Here is a 22,720-nt window from a genome sequence, read left to right as displayed (position 1 = left end):
CCTTCCCTACGCTCAAGGTAGGGAAGGAGGCCTTCACGGACACCAGAACGCCGGCAACGGCACGTTAAGGCTGGTCCAGGTCCCCTCGTGAGTGGCGTTTCGGGTTAGAACCCGAAACGCCACTCACGACCACCTTGCGCCGACCATGCCACATTCGCCTTACCCCTCAACAGCCGTCCTTGCCACGCACGAGGCTGGACTGAAGAGCGGAATCCGTGCTTCACTCCTTGGCATGCCGTACCGCCGGACCCCGAAGACACAGGCCAGGCTGGACTCGCAGCGAGGCGAGATACTCGCCGCGGCCATCGCGCTGCTGGCCGAGACCGGTTACGCGGGCTGCTCCATGGCCGCGGTCGCCGCGCGGGCGGGCGTGGGCACAGGCAGCGTGTACCGGCAGTTCCCGTCCAAGGCCGGCCTCGTCGTCGAAGTCTTCCGCGAGGTGGTCTCCCGGGAGGTCGACGCCGTCGAGGCCGCCGCGTCCCAGGGTGACGTCCGCGAGCGCGTGGTCGCCGTCATCGAGACCTTCGCCGGACGGGCGTTGAAGGCGCCGAGGCTGGCGTACGCGCTGCTAGCCGAGCCGGTCGACGCCGTGGTGGAGGCCGAGCGCCTGGTGTTCCGCCGCGCGTTCCGCGAGGTCATCGCCACGAACATCGCCGACGGCGTGGCGAGGGGACTGCTGCCACCGCAGGACGCGGAAGCGACAGCCGCGGCGCTGGTCGGCGCGGGCGCGGAAATGCTGGTCGGCCCCTTGGCCGGGGAAAGCGGACCGGACACGATCCCGCAGCTGGTCACGTTCACCCTGCGTGCGCTGGGAGGTTCCGATGGCGTTTGAGACGCTCACGTACCGCGTCGAAGACCGGAAGGCCTACCTGACGTTGGACCGCCCCGAGCGGCTCAACGCGATCAACGACGTCATGCCGCGCGAGATCCGCCAAGCCGTGGAGCTGGCGAACGAGGACGACGGGGTCCGGGTGATCGTGGTGCGCGGCGGGGGCCGGTCGTTCTGCGCCGGATACGACCTCAAGCAGTTCGCCGAGGACGACGCCGAAGGCCGCTGGAACCAGGGCCCGGTCTGGGATCCGGTCAAGGACTACCGGGTGATGAAGCGCAACACCGACGATTTCTTCAGCCTGTGGCGATCGCTGAAACCCACCGTCTGCCAGGTGCAGGGCCACGCGATCGCCGGCGGCAGCGACATCGCGTTGTCGTGCGACGTGCTGATCATGGCGACCGACGCGCGCATCGGCTATCCGCCCGCACGGGTGTGGGGCTGCCCGACGACCGCGATGTGGGTCTACCGCGTCGGCGCTCAGCGGGCGAAGCGGATGCTGCTCACCGGCGACACCATCGACGGCGCCACCGCGGCCGAATGGGGACTCGCGCTCGAGGCGGTGGAACCCGGACGGCTCGAAGCGGCCGTCGAGGAACTGGCCGACCGGATGGCGGGCGTGCCGACGAACCAGCTGGTGATGCAGAAACTGATGATCAACCAGGCCTACGACAACATGGGCCTTCCCGGCACCCAGACGCTCGCGACGCTTTTCGACGGCATCACCCGGCACAGCCCCGAAGGCCGCTGGTTCCGGGAGTTCGCCGAACGCGATGGTTTCCACGAGGCGGTGGCCTACCGCGATTCCGGGCAGGTCATCCCGGACGGCGGCGGACCGCTGCCCGAGCACAAGGATCCGAGGAGGTCGTCATGACCGCGAACACCGAAAGCGAACGCGTCGCCGAGCGCCTGCAGCGCTCCTCCGCGCGGCTCTCCTACGACCCGGACGTCGACGTCGACTGGCTCGCGCCGCTCGTCGACGGGGCGTACGGCAAGGCACCGGAGCGATGTTCCCTGTACGGCACGGAGTTGTGGGAACGTCTCGACGAAGACCAGCGCGCCGAGCTGAGCCGTCAGGAGGCCGCGGCCGCGGCGGCGTCGGGTATCTGGTTCGAGCTGATCCTCATGCAAGGCCTCGTGCGCCACGTCTACAACAGCGACCCGACGACGCACAACGCCCAGTACGCGCTCACCGAGATCGCCGACGAATGCCGTCACAGCACCATGTTCGCCCGCTCGATCGAGAAGAGCGGCGGTGTCGTCCGGCGCCCGAGCCGCTCGGCGCACCGCGCGGGCAAGGTGTTCGGCGCGATCTGCGGCCCGGCGCTGCTGTTCGCCGGCGCCATCTACGTCGAGGAACTCGCCGACGGCATGCAACGCGAGATGATGCGCGACGACAACCTGCAGCCGATGATCCGGATGATCTCGCGTATCCACGTCATCGAAGAAGCACGGCACATCAGCTTCGCCAAGGACGAACTGAGCCGGGCCTGGGCGCGTCACGGCCGCGTCGGCCGCGAACTGATCCGCTGGGCGATCGCCGGGATGGCCTACGTCGCGACGTCGGAGTTGTTGCACCCCAAGGCATACACCTCCGTCGGCCTCGACCCCCGCGAAGCCCGCCAGGCCGCCGCCGCGAACCCGCACTGGCGCCGGACCAAGGCGGCGTGGGCAGCCAAGGCCGTCGAACACTTCACCGAGATCGGCCTCATCGGCGGCCCCAGCCGTCGTCTCTGGCGCCGCGCCGGCGTCATCGACTGAACAAGGAAGGCACTCCATGTCCAAGCTCCTCGGCCTCGGCATCGCCGCGACCGGCCTCGCCCACTTCGCCGCCCCGGCGGCCTTCGAACCTGTGACGAAGATGGCCTTCGCCGACGACGTCCGCAACTGGACCTACCGCAACGGCGCCACCGAACTCGCCATCGGCCTGGCGATCGCGGCCCGCCCCACGCGGAAGGCCGGGTTCGCGGGTCTGGCCGTCTACGCGGGCTGGCTGGGCAAGCGCGTCCTCACCCGGCGCTAGTCAGGCGTCGAGGCACCACGCGGGCTTCGCCGACGAAGTCCGCGTGGTGCCTGGCGACGAAACATCCCTCTGCACAAAGAAAAGACGAATACATCGTCCACGGTGGACTATCAGGCCGGGCTCCTCGCGCCGTCGCCGGTGGCTCGCGCGAGGAACACACTCCGGGTGCGACGCGATCATCCGCCGATGAGTCCGGATCACGGAGCGCGGCGACGAGTGGACGCTCAGTGACTTTGCTCCAAGCAGGTGAACTCTTCACCGGATAGTTGCCTGTTCGCGGAGCCGGTCAATACGGTCAAGATCGCGGACGGACCTCGGGGGTCGGCGTTCCGTGTCGTACGCTTTCCGCGGAGACTGTCGCGGCGGGCGTTCCTTTTATTTTCCGATCACGCAAAGCGCGCATTCTGTCGTAATGCCTGCGCCGAAGATCGGTACAACGACTCTGTTGCGGGTGCCAATCCCGCGTGCTAGCTTGAATCGAGACGTACTGGGGAAGCAAGCCGGGAAATTCACCGGCCGGAAAACAAAGAATTACTGGGGAAGCAAGCGCGGGCGCCGTCGGGCGCTCGTGTGCAGTGCTCGCCGATACTGGGGAAGGCGCGCAACAATGACGAACTGGGGATCTTTCATGCCCATGCATGCCTTGTCCGAAGGTGTGTCCGGGTAAGCGCGGCTATCGCCGACATATTCGCGTTTCACACTGTCTCGTGTGCGCACGTTCCGAGCTCTATTCGGCGTGCCCTGAAAACTTGGGGTCCGACCGTCGGTACCTCATGTGAAAAGGAGGAAAGAATGCCCAAGGTGACTATCAGTGCCAAGCTCGGCGACGGAATGCTCCAGCACCTCTACGCGGAGCCGACCGTGGTCGAGGAGGCCTGTGGCATGCCGGGTGACGGTTGTGCCTGGGACTCGCAGTGCTGCCCCGGCCACCTGTGCAACTGGTTCCACTGCCAGCAGATCTGAGCCGGTCGAGCCTGACGTGAGTTGACGGGGGGCGCGGGTCTCGGGTCCGCGCCCCCTCTCCCGGACGTACCGTGACGGAAAGATGAAGGCAGTGAGAGTAAAAGAAGCAGGGCGGCGGGCAGGAGAATTCGTCGAATCCGTCCGTGATCCGGCGGGTGGGTATCGGATCGAGCGCTGGCCCGCTCTCGAGGGACGCCGCGCCGGACGTTTCGACCTCACCCGGGCCGTCGCCCGATTGCGCACTTATCAGCGGAAGAGATTCGGCTTTCTCGACCCCGTCGACGACGCCCTGTTCCTCACCGCCGGACTGCGTGCCATGGGTGCGCCCGCGTCGTTCAATCTCGGTCGCGAGATAGTCCCCGCGAGGGCTCCTGCCAGTTTCTTCGCGTGGGTTTCCTGTGAAGAGGCCGTGGTCAGCACCTCCGTCCCCGTTCGCGAAGAGTATGTCGTCGTTTTCCAGTCGAACGGGGGTGAGTAGGCCGTGCTGAGGCAAATAGAGCTGGACGACGGGAAAATCGTCTGCCGTGGCGGGGAAATCGATCCGCGGGCCGGCCTGACCGTGCGTTCCACCGCCTCCGAATTCGAGATCGGCCGACCGGAACCGACGTCGCGGGAGATCTTCTACCGGATCGGCGCCGGTCGCATCGAATTCAGCGAAGACGTCGAGGCGTTCCGAGCACGTTCCGACGCCGCTCTCGACCACGGACGGCTCCTCGCCCTCGTCGAGGGCTTGCCCGAACCTCCCGACGGCAGCCCGATGGCGGGCGTGTACCGCCTCACGGTCGGTTCGTACCTGACCCTGGGCGTCGACGGCGTTTCCGTCAGGCAGCGAAAATCCGAGGTCGTGCCCTCCCGTAAGCCGCTGCACAAAGCCGTCACCGGATACCTCGAGGGACTCGGCGGGGATTACGGGATCGCCTTCAGCGGCGGCCTGTCCTCGACGTTCCTCGCGACCTGCGCGCGTGCCGCCGGCCACACGCCCGTGCTCTTCGACGCCGGCGGCGCTCCCCGGCCGCCGTTCCCGGCGCCCGCCGGGCAGCGGATCGAGCACGTCCCCTGTGATCTGGCCGAGGTACTCGATCAGGACACGATCACCGGGGAGGAAGTGGCTCCGCCCACCCCGGAACTGGCGATGCGCCGCCATCTGGTCGATCGCCTCACGGGTTTCGCGCAGCGTCCGCTCGTGCTGGGGTCGCTGCTGGAAAGCCTGGTCACGACGACACTTTCCGAGGTCGAGGTCGGTCGCGGTGGACGGCATCTGCTGGCCTGCGAACCCTTCCACACCACCGGTGTGCTCCCCGACGTCGCCGCCGCGCTCGCCGCGCTCAAGACCCGGGGCGCCAACGCCGCGGCCGCCCGTGCGGCCGAGGAGCAACCGGGCCTCACCGCTCCCGCCACCGGTCACGGCGGGCACGGTCTGCCGGGGCTCACCGAAGAAGGACGGGAAGCGCTCAAGTCCGCGCAGCTGGCGACGGGCGCACTCTGGCGGGCCTACCTGGACCACCTTCCCGCGCCGGTCGGACGGGCACAGGCACGGCTGTGGGAGAACGGGGCGCTGGCCGTGGCGGGAGACCGGACGATCGTCCCCGGTCTCGACGCGGGGGTACTGGCGTCGGTCGCGGGTTACGACTCGCGGCGCCTCGGCCATATCCGCGACGGTCTCTTCGTCAACCAGGTCCCGATGCGCGAGGCGCTCGCGAAAGGCACCGGGCCCGTGCGCGAGGCGTCTTCGGCGTTCGCCCTGCGTGCCGCCGCGGCCCGGCACCTGCATCGCGAGCGCAAGAAGGTCGCCATCGAACTCTCGAACGGCAGCGTGCTCGCCGACCTGGGACTGCTCGACATCCGGCCGGTGCTCCGGATCCTCGACGACGCCGTGCTGACCGCGGACCGCGCGCCGATGCTGTTGCGCCTGACCTGGCTGGAGAGGTGGCTGAGGAAGCGATGACCTACGAACTCGCCGAAGGGGTCGTGTTCACCCGGCTCCCGTTCGGGGGTGGTGTGCTGGTCGAAGGCGCCACCCTGGCACTCGCCGAATGCACCGAATCCCAGGCCGTGGTGGTCCAGGACCTGCTGGGCTCGCCGGAGACGAAGCCGGAGGACGGCTTCGCCCGTGACCTGCTCGCATCGGGCTGGCTGGTCGAACGAAAGGACGTCCGTTGATCTCCGCACTGGGCCAGGCCGTGTTCGGCCTGCTGGCCGCGCCCCTGGTGGTCGCCGGTCTCTCCAAACTGTTCGTGCCCGCCGCCGAACTGTCGTGGCCGTACGGTTCCCGTCTCCTCGCCGCCCCGCACGGACCCCGGCTCGTCGGCGCGGGAGAGATCGGCGCCGCGGCCTTGATCATCGCGCTGCCCGGCGGTTTCGCCGCCTTGGTGGGGCTGGTCTCCTACACCGTGCTCGCCGTGGTGGCCTATCAGTTGCGCGGGCAGAAGTGCGCCTGCTTCGGGGCCGCGCGCCTCGCCTCCGTCGGCAGCGCGCATATCGGCGCGAACCTGGCGGGCGCGGTCGTCTCGGCCGCCGCTTTGCCCTTCCTCGCCGAACCTTCGCCGCTGCCGCGGCTCGCAGCCTGCGTCGCCGGTTCGGCGGTGCTCGTCGTCGTGCTGCGTCACTGGGACCGGCGGGCGGCCGAGGGCGACGGCGCCCCACCGTGCCTGGAACCCGTTTTCGGGGTGCGTCTCTACGTTTCCGGCTCGTGCCCGGCGTGCCGGTCGCTGCACACCCTGATCGACCGGATGGAGCCGGCGCGCCGGGACTCGATCACCACCGTGGTGCTCAACCCCGGCGACGAACGCCCGGCGGGTTTCGAAGGTCTCGGTGTGCCGTCCGCGACCGGCCTCGACGCCGCCGGGGAGCCGGTGTGTTCGGCCGTCGCGGGGATCGGCGACGTCAAGGCGCTCATCGACCGCATCGTGGTGCGCCTCCCCGGAGGGACCCATGCCGGTTAGCCACTCGCTCGGCCATCCGCACGGCGACGGCTCGCTCTCGGTGCGGACGACGCTGCCCGAGTGGCCGAGCCTGGCGGACCACCGGGGCGACCTCGGCGAATGGTGCGGTCTTGAACTCGACCCGCACCTCGTGGGGCTCGCGGTGGATCGCGCCGAACCCCTCTCCGTCGTGGTGCGGTATCCCGACGGTGACGAGTGGCGTCCGCCGGTGTCCCGGGCGACCGGCTTCGGGTACGCCTGGCATCCGCGTCTCCCCCTGCTCGCCGGCTTGGCGCACGGTCCCGGCGGGATCCACCCGTGGATCGCGGATTGCGCCGCGCGCACGGTGACCGAGCTGGACGGGATCAGGGTCGCCGCGTCCCTCACGACGTTCGGTAACGCCGCCGGCGCGCCCCTGTGCTGGCTCGACCGCGATCGCCTGCTGGTGCTCTGCCCCGAGAACAGCGAAAAGGCCGGGGCGGAGACCCCGGCCGATCCGCTCGTCTACGAGGCCGCCGGTCCCGGCTACGTGTCCTTCGAGCCCGGTATCGAAGCCTTGCTGGCAGCGGTGGGGGCGCGGGCGATCGAACTCGACCTGAACCGCGGCACCGGGCGTCCGTTGCTCCCCGAGGCACTTCTGGTGCGGCACCTCGAGCGGGGGACCGACGGCTCCGTGCTCGTCCACCACGTCTCCGGTCTGCGGCCGAGCGCCCGTGCGGGCACCGGGGCCCGGCGGCTGGCCTGGGCGGTCGGCAGGCTGACCGAAGCGGGCTTGGAGCCGCTGGCGCCCAGCGCCGGGCCGATGCCTCGCCCGGTCCGTCCTTCGTGGACTCCCCGGGCCGGGTCCGCGGAACGGGTCGTCACGATTCCGACGGGGTTCCACGACGCGGCGCTGACCGTGTCACCGCCGGGCGAGGTCGACGCGACGGTGCTTTGGCTGCGAGCGACGTCCGGCCCGCTGCGGGCCGAGCCACCCGCGCCGAACGGGTTCGTGGGGGCGGACTGCCGTCAAGCCGTCCTCGATCTGCCCTTGCATTGGCCCGGTGACGTCACCCTCGAACAGGTACACCGGCAACTCGAGCGCACCATCGGGGAGAGTCTCGAACACCTCGGTGACAGGGTCGTCGTCGCCGGGCACAGCTTCGGGGCCACGCTCGCCCTCTACGCGCTGGCGCACTTCCCCGCCCTCGCGGCGGGTATCGCGCAGAGCGGTTGCTACAACAGGACACGCGTTTGCGGCGGTTTCCAGTACGAGAAACGGCCCTATTGGGCGATTCCCGAGATCTACCACGCCTTCAGCGCGCTCTTGTTCGCCGACCGGATCCGGCGGCCGGTCCTGATCGCGCACGGTCTCGACGACGCCAACCCCGCGACGCATCCCGACCAGGCCGTCGAGTTCTACCAGGGACTCGTCGCCGCCGGAGGAGAAGCCCGACTCGCCTTGTTCCCCTGCGAGGGCCACACTTTCCGCTACCGCGAAACCCATGATCGGCTGCGCCGGATCCAGACCGAATGGCTGGCGAACGTGCTCGAACGAACCCCGGCGGGGCGATGACCGCCGCGAAGGGGCTCTCGACCAGAAGCCTCGCCGGCACGGCGGTCTTCGCGCTGCGCCTGATCTGGGCGGCCGACCGGAGACGCTTCACCGCGATCCTGGTCCACCAGCTGTTCTCCGCCGCCACCCTCAGCCTCGTGATGCTGTTCACGAAGGAACTGCTGGGCGGCCTCGGCGGAGACGGCCGCGCCGACCTCTGGTCGAAACTGATCCCGCTGCTGATGGCCGCCATGGTGCTGATGTCGATCAACGGTGCCTTCCGTGGCCTCGCCCAGTCGTGGCAGCGCGTTCTCGCGGTCAAGACGGATCGGCACATCCTTTCCCTGGTGCTGCGGTCGACGATGAAGACGGATCTGCTGACCTTCGAGGACCCGGCCTTCTACGACCGTCTCCAACGCGCGGTCTTCGCGTCTCGCGTGCAACCGATCACGCTGGTCTCGTCCGCTGTCGCGATCATCCAGACGTCGTTCAGCCTGATCGCGGTCGGAGCCACCTTCGTGGCCATGACCTGGATCCTGCTCCCGCTGTGCCTGCTCGCGCCGATCCCGTTGATCCGTGCCGCCAAACAGGAACGCGACGCGCGCTACGGGCTCAACGAGACACTCGCCGAAAACCGCCGTGTCCGTGACTACCTCGAACGCCTGCTGACCGGCCGTGACGAGGCGAAGGAGATCCGCGCGTTCGGTATCGGCCAGACGTTGTTCGACCGCTGGGATTCCTGCTACGAAAAGGAAATCGCGGACACGACGGTGGTGCAGCGACGGCATGCCAAGCGCAAGATCGCCGCCAGGCTGGCCGGGGATCTGATCACCGTGGCGATCATCGGCGGCGTCTGGCTCTACGTCGGTTCTGGAGGGATCGACGTCCCCACCGCGATCGCCGCCCTGCTGGGTCTCTTCCTGCTCAACACGCGGGTGCAGTCGATCACCTTCCTGTTCTCCGCGCTGGGCGACGTTCTCCTCTACCTGGCGGATCTCCGGCTCTTCGCGGCCGCGCGACCGGCGGAGGCGGCCGAAATACCTCGGCGGGCGTCGGCGGGATCGCTCACCGCCCGCGGCGTCGGCTTCCGTTATCCCGGCGCGTCGGAGCCGACGCTGCGTGGGGTGGACATCGACCTGCCCGCCGGCGGGATAGTCGCCTTGGTGGGCACCAACGGATCGGGGAAGACGACCCTCGCGAAGGTGCTCGCGGGGCTGTACCCGCCGAGCACGGGCACGGTGTCGATCGACGGGGAACCCGTTCGTGAGCCCGAGGTCCTTCGTGATCGTGCGGCGGTGTTGTTCCAGGACTTCGTCAAATACCGGCTGACGGTCACCGACAACATCGAGTTCGGCAGGCCGGGTGCGGAAGATCCGGCGCGGCGGCTGGCCGAAGCCGCGCGCAGCGCCGCCGTCGACACGATCGCCGAGCGTCTCGACCACGGATACGACACGGTGCTCGGCGCGGAATTCTCGGGCGGAACCGACCTTTCGCTCGGGCAATGGCAACGCCTGGCGCTGGCGCGGGCGTTCTACCGCGATTCGCCGTTCGTCATCCTCGACGAGCCGACGGCCTCCCTCGACGCCCAAGCGGAAGCGGAACTGTTCGACAAGCTGCGCGACCTGTTCGAGGGGCGCACGGTCCTCTTCGTCTCGCACCGGATGTCGAACGTGCGCGGGGCCGACCGGATCTACACCTTGGACCGCGGCCGGATCGTCGAATCGGGCGACCACGAAAGCCTGCTCGCCGCGGACGGGATCTACGCGAAGCTGTTCCGCTTGCAGGCGGCCGGATACGAGGAACGCGTGACTACGCAGAGTGAGACCGTCTGAGTGTAGGGTGATCTTCGATGGTCGACCGACAGCGTCCGCGGGAATGGTGGGAAACCTTCCGCCACGTGGCATTCACCGGCACGGACACCCCGCCGACGCGCTCGGCGGGGCTGCGCACCCTGCGCCGCGTCGCTCTCACCGGATTCGGCCTATGGGCGGGTTTCCTCACCTTCGCGATCGTTTCCGCACCGCCCGCGGTGAAGACGTTCAACGTCGTCCTCAGCGTGCTGCCCTGTCTGCTCGCGATCCGTTCACCGCTGTGGGGCTGGCGGGTGCTGCTCGTGGGCATCGTGCTGACGCCGCCGACACTGCCGCAGATGGTCCAATTCTGGAGCTGGCCGTGGTCTCCCGGCCTCGCGCTCGCCGCCGCTGTCGTCTTCTACCTCGTCGGGGTGGGCAACGACCAGCGGGAACTGACCTGCGTGGCGCTGATCTCGTTCGCCGTCATGGCGCCCTTCTTGCGCGATTGGCGGGACGGGGCGTTGCTCGCGGTGCTGGCCGGCGCGCTCTTCTTCCTCGGTAACACCGTCCGCCAGCGCCGTCTCGCCGACGAAGCCCGTGTCGCGCAGCAAGACCGCCGGATCGCCGAGGAAAGACGGGCGGCGGTGCTGGAAGAACGCGCCGTCATCGCGCGCGAGCTGCACGACGTGGTCGCCCATCACATGTCCGTCCTCGCGTTGCGGGCGGATTCGGCACGATTCCGCTTCGCCGGTCCCGGCAAGGCCGACGTCGACGACGGCGTGTGGCGCGAGTTCGCCGACCTCGCCGGGACGGCCCGCGAAGGGCTGACCGAACTGCGCAGACTGCTCGGTGTCCTCCGTTCGGAGGACCGCGAGGTCCTGATCGCCCCGCAGCCGGGGCTGGCGATGGTTTCCGAACTCGTCGAGCGGGTCCGGGCCGTCGGCACCCCGTGCGAGCTCGACGTCGGCGGCGACCTGGACGCCGTCCCCGCCGGGGTCGCGCTGTCGGTCTGCCGGATCGTGCAGGAGGCGCTCAGCAACGCGATCCGGCACGCTCCCGGCGCGCCGGTGTCCGTCGAACTCGTGACCGGCCCGCGGTCGATCCGGCTGGTGATCGAGAACGGGCCAGGGGAGCGGCCGCTGCGAACCGGGCAGACCGGCACCGGTCACGGGCTGCTGGGAATGCGGGAGCGGGCCGCTATGCTCGCGGCGGATCTTGAGGCGCGGGTGAGACCGGACGGTGGTTTCCGGGTCGCGCTGACGGTTCCACTCGACGACGGGGGGCGTTCGGAACCGTGATCACGGTGGTCATCGCCGACGACCAGACCATGGTCCGGCAGAGTTTCCGCGCCGTGCTCGACGCGCAGGACGACATCCGGGTGGTCGGCGAGGCGCCCGACGGGGCCGCCGCCGTCGCCCTCTGCGCCGAACTGGCACCGGACGTGGTGCTGATGGACGTCCGCATGCCCGGGCTGGACGGGCTCGAAGCGACCAGGCGCATCGTGGAGAGGTGGCACGAGATCCGCGTGCTGATGCTCACCACCTTCGACATCGACGAGTACGTGTTCGGCGGACTGCGGGCGGGTGCCAGCGGCTTCCTGCTGAAGGACGCTCCGCTGGACGACCTGGTCACGGCCGTCAGGGTGGTCGCCGCGGGCAACGCGCTCTTCGCGCCGGCGATCACCAAACGGCTGGTCGGTGAGTTCACCCGGACCCACGCCGCCGCGCAGGCGGGCAACACCCGGGTGGCGGACCTGACCGCGCGGGAAACCGACGTGCTCCGCCTGATCGCGCGCGGCCTGTCCAACGCCGAGATCGCCGGAGCGCTGGTGATCGCGGAACAGACCGCGAAATCCCATGTCAGCAGGGTCTTCACCAAACTCGGCGTCCGTGACCGCGCCCAAGCCGTCGTGGTCGCCTACGAGGCAGGGCTCATCGTGCCGGGCAGCGACTCCTAGTACCGGAGTACGGGTTCGCCGTCCGGCGGTACCCGGGTAGCGGGGACAAGACGGTTCCGCCGGGCGATGTGCCGCGGCCTCGAAACGGAGATCGTTTCACCCATGGTTCGGATCAACGCCCTGACCGCGGTCGGCACCGCGGTCACCGTGCTCGTCGCGATCGCGTTCGTCTGGTGGCTTTCGGACATCCCGCTGGGGGTCGACTCGGCCGTCTACCGCGCCGGTGGGTCCGCCGTGCTCCACGGGGAGCCGCTGTACGCACACCTGACGGCATTACCCGACTGGGCGCCGGAACTCCCGTTCACCTATCCGCCGTTCGCCGCGCTGCTCTTCGTCCCGCTGACCGCGCTGCCGGCACACGTGTGCTGGGGGCTGCTGGCGATCGCGGCGGCACCTTCGCTCTATGTCGCGCTCCGGCCTTTCACCGAGCGCGCATACGTCCCGCTCCTGCTGCTCGGCGCCTTCGCGCTGCAACCTGTATGGCAGACGATCGGGCTCGGCCAGGTCAATCTTCTCCTGATGGCCGTCGTGGTCGCGGATGTGCTGCTGCTGCGCGAATCGCGCTTCCGCGGAATCGGGATCGGACTCGCGGCGGCGGTCAAACTGATCCCGCTGATCTTCATCGTCCACCTCCTGCTCGTCCGGCGGATCGCCGACGCGGCCCGCGCCTTGGCCGCCTTCCTCGGCGCGACGACACTCGCGTTCGTTCTGCTGCCGAAGGATTCCCTGCGCTACTGGACGTCCGCGATCTTCAACAGTCACTTCGCGGAGATGAAAGGCTGGGTGGGAAACCAGTCGTGGCAAGGATTCATCGCACGTACGCTGCCGGAGGACAGCATCGCGACAGTGCTGATCGGCTGCTTCGGGGTCCTCTGCGCGGTGGTGATGATGTGGCTCGTCCGACGTCTCCACCGCGCGGGCGACGACCCCGCCGCCCTGCTGGTGACGGCCGGCTGCGCCTTGCTGGTCAGCCCGATCTCGTGGACGCACCATTGGGTTTGGGTGGTGCCCGCCCTCGGCTACCTGTGCGCCAGGCGGCCGGCGATGGGCATTGCCGCCGTCGTGTTCACGGGCTGGACCGTCGCCGTGGTTCCTGGTGGAGGCGGCGCCGAACGAACGTGGAACTTCGGCCAAGCCGTCGTCGGCAATGCCTACCTGATCGCGGCGCTCGCCCTGATCTTCGTTCTCTACCGCCGGCTATCCGATGTGGACAGCGAGACCGCCGTTTCGGCCGTGGCGCGGGGGAGATGATCGTGCTCACCCTGAAGACCTGTGCCTCCGTACCCCTGACGGACAAGGCCGTGCCCTTGCAGCGCAGCACGTCGTCGCGGGCACGGCTGGTGGCGGTCGGTAACTGAATCGGGGTGACACGTCGGCTGCACCTACGATCAAAGCCCACCGACGGCATCCGGAAATCCGGGATAAGACCGTTGGTGGGCTTCGATTCGGAACTGTGCGCCATCAGGGACTCGAACCCCGAACCCGCTGGTTAAGAGTCGGAACCTTGGTGTGTCGGATGGTGTCGAGTAATGCCGAACAAGACCTTTTCGTCTGGTCGGGTGGTGTCCGTGGTGTCGGGGTGTGTCGCCTGGTGTCGGACTGTTTCGGACCTCTCGGGCTCGTCTCGGGCTCGCACGTGTCGGATTCTGTCGCGTAGTTCCACCACGTCGGGGTACATCCTCGTGAGAGCCGTGTGCGGTAGTTGCCCGACGCGGTAACGGGTCTCGTGCTCTGCTCGGGCGCACCAGTCGAGCCGCGATCCCGTGGTGTCTGCGCGACACCTGCGAGCGCCTGTACGCAGTTGTAGCGTCCGGTGGGGCAGAATTGGGCCGGTGCTGGTTATATGTGCCACGAAGAAGCTGCTGAGTCTGGTCGGCCCGTCCACTGTGCCGGATCGAGAACGTGGCACGACGTTATTGGGTCCGTGGTATGCGACTGTTCTGTTCTGGCGGCCGCGGGTTGTGCTGCTGGTCAACGAGGCGACGTTGCTGCCGGTGCTGATGCCGCTTGCGCCCGCGTCGACGTTGGCCGACAGGATCGCTGATCAAGTTAGTGCTGTGCTGGCCGCACATGATGTGCCTGCGGCGGTCGTCAACCAGGAGCAGCAGTACATGCGGACCGTCGAATGGGGTGTGACCGCGAATCGGAGCGTTGTAGGTGTGATGACCGAGTTCGCGCGTCTCGCCGAGATTTACCGCGCCGCCGATCCCGCAGTGGACCTGGTCGCGCTCGCCGTCCGGTTGAGCAGGACTCCGTGCGGACCGCTGTACGGCAGAAACGTGAGTCCCGACCGTGAGTTGGCAGTCGCTGTGACTGCGATCGCATCTGATGTGCGCGCATGATCGCGGCAGACTTCAAAAGCCTTACTTCAGAGGAGATAGGTGGCGACGTCGGTGAGCGCGTCGAGGGTGATGTTGTCGACGTGGCCGGTCCCTCTTGGTCCTCGGCGGTGGACTGATCGTTTACGGTGTCGATGAGGAGCAGAAGAGGGCAAAAACTCCCAGGGTAGACGTCGGCGAAGCGGACGAGACCTACGAGCGCAGCTATCGCGACGTCGCTGTCCGGAGTATTCACCTGTCGGTGTTCGGGCTTGGCTTCTACCTGCTCGGCGAGGAACCGGAACAGGCGCTCGCGGTCGTGGTGCCGCCAAGTGTCGACGTACCGCACCTCATCTACCGCAACCGACTACTTCGGCGCGCCGATCCGCAACAACGTCGACACTGTGTGGATGCGCGAACCGCTGGAGCGCGGCGTGGACGCTCTTTAGCGAGATCGGCGCAAACGAAGTCAAGGGGCGATCCTAAGAGCACGGTTGCCATCGCTCCTGGAGATGTAAGGTCCAGGGGTGGATGGTTACGACCTCGGCCGCTTGACGGACTTCGATTTCGAGGAGCTCTGCAAGGACCTTTTCGAGGTCGTCCTCGGTCGCCCGCTCGAAGTCTTCGCCCCTGGCCGTGATGGCGGGATCGACCTCCGCTACATCGGCCCAGCCTCGGAGGGCAAGACGGTCATCCAGTGCAAGCACTGGATGAAGTCGGGACGAGATGCCCTAGTCAGGCACCTCCGGAAGGTCGAGCGCCCCAAAGTCGAACGCCTCGCGCCGAGTCGTTACCTCGTCGCCACGACGGTGGAACTTACCGTCGGCGCGAAGGACGAGATCGCCGAGATCTTCTCCGGTTTCGTGCAGTCCCCTGGAGACATCTACGGTGCGCACGAGATCGTCGCTCTGCTCCGGAAGCATCCGGAGATCGTGCGCCGCCACACTCGGCTCTGGCTCGCCAGCACCGCCGTTCTCGGTTCGCTGCTGAACCGGGACATCCTCCTCCGGTCCCGGGCGCTCGCGCTTGACATCGATGAGAGCCTGCGGCGCTTTGCTCCCCATCCTGGCCGGGACCATGCCCGCCGGTTGCTCGATGGACAGCACAGCTGTCTGATCGTGGGCCCTCCCGGCGCTGGCAAGACCACTTTGGCTCACGTCCTCCTCGCGGACTACCAGGCTGAAGGTTTCACGATCATTGAAGCCACGAACCGGCTGGACGACGTCCATCGCATGTGGGATGACGAGGAAAGGCAGATCTTCTTCGTCGACGACTTCGTCGGCCAGACGACGCTGGACGAAGGCGCAGCCCGGCTGGCGAACCAAGAGCTGCCGCGGTTGCTGCGCATGGTGAAGAGCTCGACGACCAAGCGCCTGGTCCTCACCTGCCGAAACTATCTTGTCCAGCAAGTGCGAGAACACCACGAGCGCTTGGACGCCCGCGGCCTCGACCCTTATGAATGCACTATTGACGCGGCGGCCTTGACGGCCGACATCCGGGCGGAGATCTTCTACAACCACGTCTATTTCTCCGGCCTGAAGCCGGGGGAGCGTGCTCAGTTGGCGGCGCCGGCCGCCTACTGGCCGATCGTTCGCCACCGTAACTACAGCCCGCGGCTCTTGGAACACGCGATCGCTGAGGTCGTCGAGCTCTCGCCAGGCGAATCGGGGAACGTCGCGGCCGCCATTCTGTTGAACTTCGAAAACCCGGCCCACCTGTGGGAAAGGCTGGTTGAAGAGGTGCTCGACGCGGATGCGCTGGCCCTAGTGCTCACGCTCTACACGGCCAACCGCTCCGCGGACCATGACCGACTACGCGATGCCTGGCGAGCGCACGTCGGACTGGGTGCGACTTCCGACACCGACCGCCGGTTCCGTCGGTCACTGCGCCGTCTTGAACCTGTCATCGCGAAGTTCGGCGGAGGCCGGGGCAGCCGGGTCGAGTTCAGCAACCCTTCGATCGTCGACTTCCTCCACGGTCATTTGACCAGGCACCCGGAGCTCATCGGGACACTGTGCGATTCGGCGGTGTACCTCGACCAGCTCCTCACCGTTTGGACGGCGGCCACCCAAGTGAACCGGCCTGCTCTACGCACCGCGGTCGTCGACCGGGTCCGTCGGTTTCATGATGCGATCGCCCAGATCCCGGAACCAGGAGAACTCCTCGGCGAGGACCGCAACGACCACGCGGCGGCCGAAGTGGCGTTCATAATCGCGCTCGGTAAAACCGGTGCGTCGGTCGAGCTTGCGTCGATCGGTGATGTGTTCCTCGCGGAGCTTGGGCACGACTCGCATACCAGCGCCAGCACGCTCTACGAGCTGACGATCGACGTCGCGGCGTCATCCGTGCCGGAATGGCGTAGCCATGCGAGGAGGCTCGCGGAATGGACCTACTCGACGGCGATGGCCGAAATCTATGAGTGGGAGGATCTCCAGCGGCTGTTGGCGATTCTGGACGACCTGCTGCCGTTGAGTCCCGAGCTGATGGAGATGGCGGAGGGCGAGGTCGAAGATCGGAAGCGCGAACTGGCGATCGAAGAACTGGAGAAGTGGTCTGATCCGGACCACGATGCCGACGTCGCCGAGGAGTCACTGTACGAGATCTTGGACTATCTGGAGACGGAGAACCATGGTCTGGTGGAGGAGTACGACCGCGCCCGGAAGTACGTTGACCAGGACCCGGAACCCTTCCGCGTCCCGCCCGGGCAATTGACTTTGACTTCGGCTCTTGTGGATCAACCTGGACGGACTGACTCGATGTTCTCGACGTTTCGGGAAGATTGAGCGCGTCGACATCGTTCTTCGACCTCCCGACGTTGGCCGACGACTAGTCATGGAGGCAGACCACCACCTCGAAGCCCGACAGGGCATCGAACGGCGGACCGTCAGCGACATCCTCAAACAACGCGGCGTGCCGATCCATCGCCGCGGGCTTTCTCCGAGCAGTCGTCCTGAGCGCTTACCCAGTTGCCCTGCGGATCCAGTACTGAAGAGGGCGAGTAGCCAAATTTATGTGGTGTGTCGAATGCTGTAGCGACCTGGCCCAGTTCGACACGGTCTGGTGAGGGTGGCTGGCACGGGTTACTCGGAGCGGTGGATGGCGAGTTCCTCGATCACCTGTGCGCGACGGTCCAAGCGGCGCGGGTGCAGCGGAGCCTCGTCGGGTGCGTGTTTGCCCTGCTGCCGCAGAAATCGAGCTAGCCGGTTGTAGTTGCCGGGATTGTAGTCGGCTGATCTCGGATTTGTGTTGAAAACGGCGCGGAATCCGGGTTTCTGGCCTTGCTCGTCGGTAAGGCGTGGGTCGTTACAGGTCAGGTGGATCGAGGCGGTGTTCTCGTCGTACCAGACGTGGACCGGGTTGCGGGCATCCCCCAACTGCATATAGTTCCCGCCACTGTCTCCTCCATGGCTCTCATTGCTCATCGTGGCCTCGTCTCGGGCTTGGGTTGGGTTTCATTCGCAGGCGCGTGTGGTGATCTCATCTGCGATGGTCGGCCACCGCCGCCATGGCGTTACAGCGGATGGGTCACGGATGCCCGGCGTGTTCGAAGACGGCGCCAGCTGACCGTGACGCCGGCGGACTGCGAAGTTCGGGGGCGCATCGGTCTGTTTCGCGCGCACGTAGCCAGACCATCAGGATGGCTTACCGTGAGTCCGGCGCTTTTACCAGGTCATGGACGAAGGTCGCAGGCCTACCCGGTGCTGCAGGAGATCTCACATCGGGTCTGGCCTCCGGCAGGGTGGGCGATGAGGGCGCCGCAGCTTCGGCCCCAAGTCGATACCGTACGGGATTAGAACAGAACAACAGGCCCTGAGCAGGGGAACCTCTTTGCTCGTGTTGCGAGCAAGAGGGTTTCCCTGCGAACAAAACGCATGTCAGAACAACAAAGTCGAATCTTCGGTCGAGCTAAGGGGACTCGAACCCCTGGCCACCTCAATTCCAGTCAGGTTCAAGCAGTTCACGCTGACCTGCGGTCAGCGTGAACTCGCTGGTCGACTGGAGCTGTTGTACTCTGATCAATGTGGCTCAACGTCGTTGGCTGCTGTTGTGGGCGATGCTGTGCTCCATATCTTCACTAGGAGAATTGGTGCGAGAGTCCGGCTGCTGTGCGGCAGTCGTAGGTGATCTTCGTCGCTGCTGACGCGTCATCTCGGCGCCGGTGGACATCGCTTCCAGGTCCGGCGGACTATCTTTCGCAATATTCATTTGGCCAGTTGAACGCTGTTGTCGGCCCGTGTCTGCTCATGCCGAATAGCGTATGGTTCGCGAACCGTCTACTGAATCTCTTTCCATTCGCCATCGCCATCCTTCGGGTCATGAGTCCAGTTCAGAATTCGCTTGCCCGTTTCCGGAAATGAGAATTTCGAGACAGCATCTCCGAGTGCTTGGACTGCCGCATTTGCCACCACGCTGTCGTCTGTGCTTACGCACGCAGTGATGGAACTTTCCTCATTGTCCATTTTAATTTCGATCGTAGTCTTTGCAGACGTATTTCCACCCTTCGGGATACGCCGGCGCGCAATAGCCAGCTTTAGGCCATCCCAGATTGCGGAGGCGGCCAAGTTTGGTCCAAGTGCATTGAAAAGAGCCAGGCTTATCTCGATGATAATTCGAGCGTCCGGCACGATAGAAAACTGGTAAACCCTGCTGGGTAGGACCCCAGGAGTCTCGACTGCTGGATTCTGCTCGATCGCGGACTGAACTGCGCGCGATGCGGAAACGATCACGTCATCGTCAAACCATGCGGCATCAGCAGAGAATTTTGCAACAATCGACTTTTGGGCAACTTCGTCGATCCGTATGGCCTCAATAGCTGTGTGGGACATGCCTGGGAGGTGTCCATATTTTTCCCAGTCGTCGGGATGCATTTCGAAAGTCATAAAAAGCTCAAACCCACCTGCCGCCTTTTCGCGCACGCCTGCGGCGGCTGTTCGCATACGAATCCCCTGGCGGATATCATGATTAGCCGACATTGGAACCGTTCCTGCATTGAGAGCCTTGGCCATATTATCCAAGGCGCCGCGACTGATGGCAATGCCGCCGTAAGCGGCAATCGGGTCAGTTGACGCAAGAACACTTTGTACTGCGACCCACTGCATGTCAAGTCCGGCCACTTCGACACCCTTCGCGTCTTAAATCTGACGTAGTTCCCCAGCTTACAGCTACAGCTAAGAAGGTTGGCGAGATCACACGACAAACACGCACCCAGCAGGAGCTTGTGGAGCTTATCTTTACCTACGTCCGCTGCAGCCCTTGTTCCACGTCGCGGCCTTGACAGGGCTACGGCGTAGCGAGGTCCTTGGCCTGCGCTGGTGCGACCTCGATTTGAACGAGGCGACCTTGACGGTGACTCATCAGATTCAAGAGCGGGACGGCCAAGCGGTGGTGTGCCTGCCGAACACCGCGGCCAGTGGCCGCAAGGTGTCCCTGGACCGAAGCACGATAGCTCTGCTGACTCGGCTGCGTGCCTCCCAACTCCAGGTGATCCGGCCGGCTCGGCGGCTGTTGTTGACCTTGAGTGTGGTGACGTTGGCGTTGAACGTGGCTGAGCCGTTGGTACGGCGACCACTTCGAGCCGCCTGCTTCGCTGGTGGAGAAGGCCGCCAAGGGCGAGATCTACGAATAAGCAGGGACGCTGGTCAAGGTCAGCTTGCGGGTATCCACTCCCGCGAGGTGGCCTTTGCGCTTTATGCGGGTCCTTCCTGCGGTTCGGGGATCGCTTCGAGCGGTCGCCCTTCGCTCTCCAATATGCGGAGCGCCATGACCGCTCCATCGCCATCCATGGTTATGATTCCCGTCCAGTCCCGCTGTACCGCCGCCCAGTGCCTCTTGCACTCGGCGACCACCTCCGGCATCTTCTCCGCGTAGGCCCGGGCGCCGTCACCCGTCTTGAGGATCTCGTGGAGTTCTTTCGGCATCGCCGAGAAGACCTCGACTCGCTCACGTGCGAACCGGAAGACGTGGTCGGTTCCGACGAATGCGATCCCGCCGAGTTCGATGCGAACGTCACATTCCGCGTTGACTGCCTGCGGAGAGTGATCGGCGCCTAGTCGCCGTTGCTGCCGCACGGTCAGGTACTTGTACGCGTTGTCGCGATCACCGACGAAAGTCAGGAGCGCTGCAGCGCTTGCGCGGACCAACACCCGGGAGAACCACTCGAACCTGTCCGATGTGATGTGGAAACCGGGACGGCTCGAGGTCTGGCCCTGTGCGTCGACGGTCTGGATGTCCGGGAAGAAGTTCTCTTCCTGCACCGGGCCGTACGGGTCGGGAGAGGGCTTGCCTGGTTCGGCGAGTACACCGCCGCCCACGGGATCGAGCAGGCGTATCTCGATCCCGCCTTCCGCGACGAAAGCCGTCGACATCAGCAGGCTCGGCAGCGGATCGGCACTGCCGCGACCATCGCCGAGTGCGATCACTTGGACCCGCTCGGCCGAGGCCATCAGCTGACTGTGCTGCGCGCTGGGCTGACCGTGTGACCCACGTCCGTCGACCAGCGCGATGCGCAAGGGCTCACCGGCTTTCCTGCCAACGAGAAAATGCCCAGGTCTGCTCCGTCGTGTGCCCTTCGCCTCCGCACCTTGACCCCGCAGTGCCCAGCCTGCGTCGAGTGCGAGGTCCACGTCAACGGGCTCGAAACGGTACCCAGAATGCCTTCGCTGCAAGATCTCCCGCGCCGCAGTCAGCGCGAACGCTGCACCGAGTTCCTGCGCTTGCACACCCTTGCGGTGATACCTCGGGTCATGTCCGTCGGGTGAGAGTGCCATCCGGCCGCCATGAGCTTCCAGCGTGGTGAGGTAGCGCAAGCAGTTCCAATGCTGGGAGAGGCCGCGCGACGGGTTCTGCCCGGACAGCGTGGTCGCGCGGCCGAACGTCTGCAGCAACTCCCACGGCGTGATCGTGAAGCCGCTTCGGTGTTCGGCCGGAGGGACGGGCCCGATTTCAGGCTTGCGCAGCACCTCCGGTTTTTCGTCTTTGGAACGCTTCTCGTCTTGTTTCGCGATGTAGCGGGCTACGGCTCCGGACAGCTCTGCGGTGGAGTGAATCGCCACATGAGAGCTCTGCAAGAGCTTTTCCAACGCATCTCTGAGCTCCATGGTTATCCCCGTCCCCTCGTGCGTCCGCCGTGATGCACCGCCTTCCAACTCACCGGATTTCCCGGAGTTTGTCTGCCGCCTGAAGGATGACGATCCGCGCAGGACAGTTGACGCTGCGTATGCCTTCTCCGGTGAACAGCGGAAACCGTCCGCTCAGCTGCCTTCCACACCACTCGTTCGGCCCAGCGGTACTACCGACCCGAGTGAGTCCCCTTGTAGGACGGCAGCTCAGTTCCACAGTCGGACGGATTGTGCGTCGAAGAAGGCGATCTCCAAGCCGACCTTCGCGTACGACGTCGCTCGACGTGATTGCATGTCCTGTACGGCCTTAATCGTCGCTTCGTTTGACGGCGAGGCGACGTCGCCGAAGAGGGATACGACCAGTCGGGTGATCTTCGAGTGGACGATGGCGTCCATAATGTGTGCGTCGTTCTTGCTGAACGACATCCCATACGACAGCAAACCGCCGCTGATCGCTGCGAGTGACCGAAGCGCGCGACCGAGGTAGTCACTGGTGCCGATACGGGTCAGCTTCTCGCTGCTCGTCCCTTCTGCCACGTATAGAGGGAACGAGTCCGCTTCGAGCTGGGCGCGGATCTGGTCGATCAGCGGTTCGTTGGTCCGGCGCCACGTCAGCTTCTTCAAACCACCCTCGCTGCGGTACAGGTGAAGGGCTCCGTGGAGGTAAAATACAGTCTGCGAGTAGGGATCCAGGTGGTTCCACACGACGTAGTCGGCAGCTTGCCCAGGATCTCGAAAACCGTCGTCCGCTTGTCTTGTCTTCAGGGCTGACTTGGGGAAGTCCTGCATAAGAGTCCAGTAGAGCAGGAGATCATAGTTCGCAGTATAGATCCCATCAAACTGGTCTAGGAACCTGCGGACACGTAGATATACCTCGCCGTCGATCTCGTGCGGTCGCTCAGGGTGAAGGGCCGCGAGGATATGTGCCAGTGCGTCCTTGAGTTTCGAGGCTTCCTCACTAAGTATCGCGGCTTCCGCCGAGTACTTCGTTGCATCGAGTGCGTAGAGCCCAATAGCGGCGTCCTCGAGCGTCTTGATAACGATCTCGAAGTCCTGAGTATCCAATTTATGGAAAAGGTGCTGGGCGGTGAGGCTGAGCATGCCTTGGCTCTCAGCCTGGGATCGCAAAGCCGAGTATGAGAATCTGGCGGGGTCGAACGCGATGCTGAATCCGTTTCCCAGTATCAGTCGAGTGGGCAACGCTCTGCCCTTGGAGTTCGTCGTTTCGCTCAGCCAGGCGATGGCCTCGTTGTAGTCCATGACG

20 protein-coding genes are annotated in these 22,720 nt (G+C 65.9%); 16 read left to right on the top strand and 4 right to left on the bottom strand.

The window, feature by feature from the left end; genetic code table 11:
- Positions 1-232 precede the first annotated feature (232 nt).
- The 16 genes from AC0685_RS30040 to AC0685_RS29965 all read left to right on the top strand — a co-directional run bounded on the left by AC0685_RS30040 (position 233) and on the right by AC0685_RS29965 (position 17,121).
- Positions 233-832, top strand: coding sequence for a TetR/AcrR family transcriptional regulator (locus AC0685_RS30040; protein WP_478228577.1), 600 nt, complete (start codon positions 233-235; stop codon positions 830-832).
- Positions 822-1,703, top strand: coding sequence for a crotonase/enoyl-CoA hydratase family protein (locus tag AC0685_RS30035; RefSeq protein WP_478228576.1), 882 nt, complete (start codon positions 822-824; stop codon positions 1,701-1,703). The genes AC0685_RS30040 and AC0685_RS30035 overlap by 11 nt, the downstream gene beginning before the upstream one ends.
- The gene (locus AC0685_RS30030; protein WP_478228575.1) at positions 1,700-2,590 is read left to right on the top strand and encodes an AurF N-oxygenase family protein; all 891 of its coding nucleotides are present in this window, start codon (positions 1,700-1,702) and stop codon (positions 2,588-2,590) included. The genes AC0685_RS30035 and AC0685_RS30030 overlap by 4 nt, the downstream gene beginning before the upstream one ends.
- Before the next feature lie 16 nt (positions 2,591-2,606).
- Complete coding sequence (locus AC0685_RS30025) at positions 2,607-2,852, top strand: hypothetical protein (RefSeq protein WP_340683632.1); 246 nt, start codon at positions 2,607-2,609, stop codon at positions 2,850-2,852.
- Positions 2,853-3,644: 792 nt separating this feature from the next.
- Positions 3,645-3,815, top strand: coding sequence for a hypothetical protein (locus AC0685_RS30020; protein ID WP_158509147.1), 171 nt, complete (start codon positions 3,645-3,647; stop codon positions 3,813-3,815).
- A 91-nt stretch (positions 3,816-3,906) separates the two neighbouring features.
- Positions 3,907-4,293 carry a hypothetical protein gene (locus AC0685_RS30015; protein WP_478228574.1) on the top strand — a complete coding sequence of 129 codons (387 nt, stop codon included), beginning with the start codon at positions 3,907-3,909 and terminating at the stop codon, positions 4,291-4,293.
- A 3-nt stretch (positions 4,294-4,296) separates the two neighbouring features.
- Positions 4,297-5,760: a hypothetical protein gene (locus AC0685_RS30010; RefSeq protein WP_478228573.1), complete on the top strand. Its 1,464-nt coding sequence runs from the start codon at positions 4,297-4,299 to the stop codon at positions 5,758-5,760.
- Positions 5,757-5,975, top strand: coding sequence for an actinodefensin-associated protein B (adfB, locus tag AC0685_RS30005; RefSeq protein WP_478228572.1), 219 nt, complete (start codon positions 5,757-5,759; stop codon positions 5,973-5,975). Before AC0685_RS30010 ends, adfB begins: the two co-directional genes overlap by 4 nt.
- The gene (locus tag AC0685_RS30000; RefSeq protein WP_478228571.1) at positions 5,972-6,757 is read left to right on the top strand and encodes a hypothetical protein; all 786 of its coding nucleotides are present in this window, start codon (positions 5,972-5,974) and stop codon (positions 6,755-6,757) included. The genes adfB and AC0685_RS30000 overlap by 4 nt, the downstream gene beginning before the upstream one ends.
- Positions 6,747-8,291, top strand: coding sequence for an alpha/beta hydrolase family protein (locus tag AC0685_RS29995; protein ID WP_478228570.1), 1,545 nt, complete (start codon positions 6,747-6,749; stop codon positions 8,289-8,291). The genes AC0685_RS30000 and AC0685_RS29995 overlap by 11 nt, the downstream gene beginning before the upstream one ends.
- Positions 8,288-10,102 (top strand): ABC transporter ATP-binding protein, encoded by a 1,815-nt coding sequence (locus tag AC0685_RS29990; protein ID WP_478228569.1) that lies wholly within the window; start codon positions 8,288-8,290, stop codon positions 10,100-10,102. The genes AC0685_RS29995 and AC0685_RS29990 overlap by 4 nt, the downstream gene beginning before the upstream one ends.
- Positions 10,103-10,119: 17 nt before the next feature.
- Positions 10,120-11,361, top strand: coding sequence for a sensor histidine kinase (locus AC0685_RS29985; RefSeq protein ID WP_478228568.1), 1,242 nt, complete (start codon positions 10,120-10,122; stop codon positions 11,359-11,361).
- Positions 11,358-12,020, top strand: coding sequence for a response regulator transcription factor (locus tag AC0685_RS29980; RefSeq protein WP_340683625.1), 663 nt, complete (start codon positions 11,358-11,360; stop codon positions 12,018-12,020). The genes AC0685_RS29985 and AC0685_RS29980 overlap by 4 nt, the downstream gene beginning before the upstream one ends.
- Before the next feature lie 102 nt (positions 12,021-12,122).
- Positions 12,123-13,271: a glycosyltransferase 87 family protein gene (locus AC0685_RS29975; protein WP_478228567.1), complete on the top strand. Its 1,149-nt coding sequence runs from the start codon at positions 12,123-12,125 to the stop codon at positions 13,269-13,271.
- Between the two features lie 581 nt (positions 13,272-13,852).
- Positions 13,853-14,362 carry a DUF6933 domain-containing protein gene (locus AC0685_RS29970; RefSeq protein WP_478228566.1) on the top strand — a complete coding sequence of 170 codons (510 nt, stop codon included), beginning with the start codon at positions 13,853-13,855 and terminating at the stop codon, positions 14,360-14,362.
- A 503-nt stretch (positions 14,363-14,865) separates the two neighbouring features.
- A complete protein-coding gene (locus tag AC0685_RS29965) occupies positions 14,866-17,121 on the top strand; it encodes an nSTAND3 domain-containing NTPase (RefSeq protein ID WP_478228565.1) in 2,256 nt (751 codons plus the stop codon).
- A gap of 297 nt (positions 17,122-17,418) precedes the next feature.
- Here AC0685_RS29965 and AC0685_RS29960 read toward each other — a convergent pair whose 3' ends face one another.
- The 4 genes from AC0685_RS29960 to AC0685_RS29945 all read right to left on the bottom strand — a co-directional run bounded on the left by AC0685_RS29960 (position 17,419) and on the right by AC0685_RS29945 (position 22,716).
- Positions 17,419-17,760 (bottom strand): hypothetical protein, encoded by a 342-nt coding sequence (locus tag AC0685_RS29960; protein WP_478228564.1) that lies wholly within the window; start codon positions 17,758-17,760, stop codon positions 17,419-17,421.
- Between the two features lie 852 nt (positions 17,761-18,612).
- Positions 18,613-19,452 (bottom strand): hypothetical protein, encoded by an 840-nt coding sequence (locus AC0685_RS29955; RefSeq protein ID WP_478228563.1) that lies wholly within the window; start codon positions 19,450-19,452, stop codon positions 18,613-18,615.
- 573 nt (positions 19,453-20,025) lie between these two features.
- On the bottom strand, positions 20,026-21,435 hold the full coding sequence (locus AC0685_RS29950) for a hypothetical protein (RefSeq protein ID WP_478228562.1): 1,410 nt from the start codon (positions 21,433-21,435) through the stop codon (positions 20,026-20,028).
- Positions 21,436-21,663: 228 nt separating this feature from the next.
- A complete protein-coding gene (locus AC0685_RS29945; protein ID WP_478228580.1) occupies positions 21,664-22,716 on the bottom strand; it encodes a DUF4917 family protein in 1,053 nt (350 codons plus the stop codon).
- Positions 22,717-22,720 lie beyond the last annotated feature (4 nt).

The organism is Amycolatopsis sp. NPDC043889, from assembly GCF_056435645.1.
Note: the sequence above shows the minus strand (reverse complement) of the source record. Positions and strands in the feature narration are given on the sequence as shown.

Coding starts and splice junctions, on each gene's coding strand:
- AC0685_RS29945 (WP_478228580.1), bottom strand. CDS start 22,716: ATGGACTACAACGAGGCCATCGCCTGGCTGAGCGAAACGACGAACTCC.
- AC0685_RS30020 (WP_158509147.1), top strand. CDS start 3,645: ATGCCCAAGGTGACTATCAGTGCCAAGCTCGGCGACGGAATGCTCCAG.
- AC0685_RS30035 (WP_478228576.1), top strand. CDS start 822: ATGGCGTTTGAGACGCTCACGTACCGCGTCGAAGACCGGAAGGCCTAC.
- AC0685_RS29990 (WP_478228569.1), top strand. CDS start 8,288: ATGACCGCCGCGAAGGGGCTCTCGACCAGAAGCCTCGCCGGCACGGCG.
- AC0685_RS30040 (WP_478228577.1), top strand. CDS start 233: ATGCCGTACCGCCGGACCCCGAAGACACAGGCCAGGCTGGACTCGCAG.
- adfB (WP_478228572.1), top strand. CDS start 5,757: ATGACCTACGAACTCGCCGAAGGGGTCGTGTTCACCCGGCTCCCGTTC.
- AC0685_RS29995 (WP_478228570.1), top strand. CDS start 6,747: ATGCCGGTTAGCCACTCGCTCGGCCATCCGCACGGCGACGGCTCGCTC.
- AC0685_RS29950 (WP_478228562.1), bottom strand. CDS start 21,435: ATGGAGCTCAGAGATGCGTTGGAAAAGCTCTTGCAGAGCTCTCATGTG.
- AC0685_RS30025 (WP_340683632.1), top strand. CDS start 2,607: ATGTCCAAGCTCCTCGGCCTCGGCATCGCCGCGACCGGCCTCGCCCAC.
- AC0685_RS30030 (WP_478228575.1), top strand. CDS start 1,700: ATGACCGCGAACACCGAAAGCGAACGCGTCGCCGAGCGCCTGCAGCGC.
- AC0685_RS29985 (WP_478228568.1), top strand. CDS start 10,120: ATGGTCGACCGACAGCGTCCGCGGGAATGGTGGGAAACCTTCCGCCAC.
- AC0685_RS29960 (WP_478228564.1), bottom strand. CDS start 17,760: ATGAGCAATGAGAGCCATGGAGGAGACAGTGGCGGGAACTATATGCAG.
- AC0685_RS29975 (WP_478228567.1), top strand. CDS start 12,123: ATGGTTCGGATCAACGCCCTGACCGCGGTCGGCACCGCGGTCACCGTG.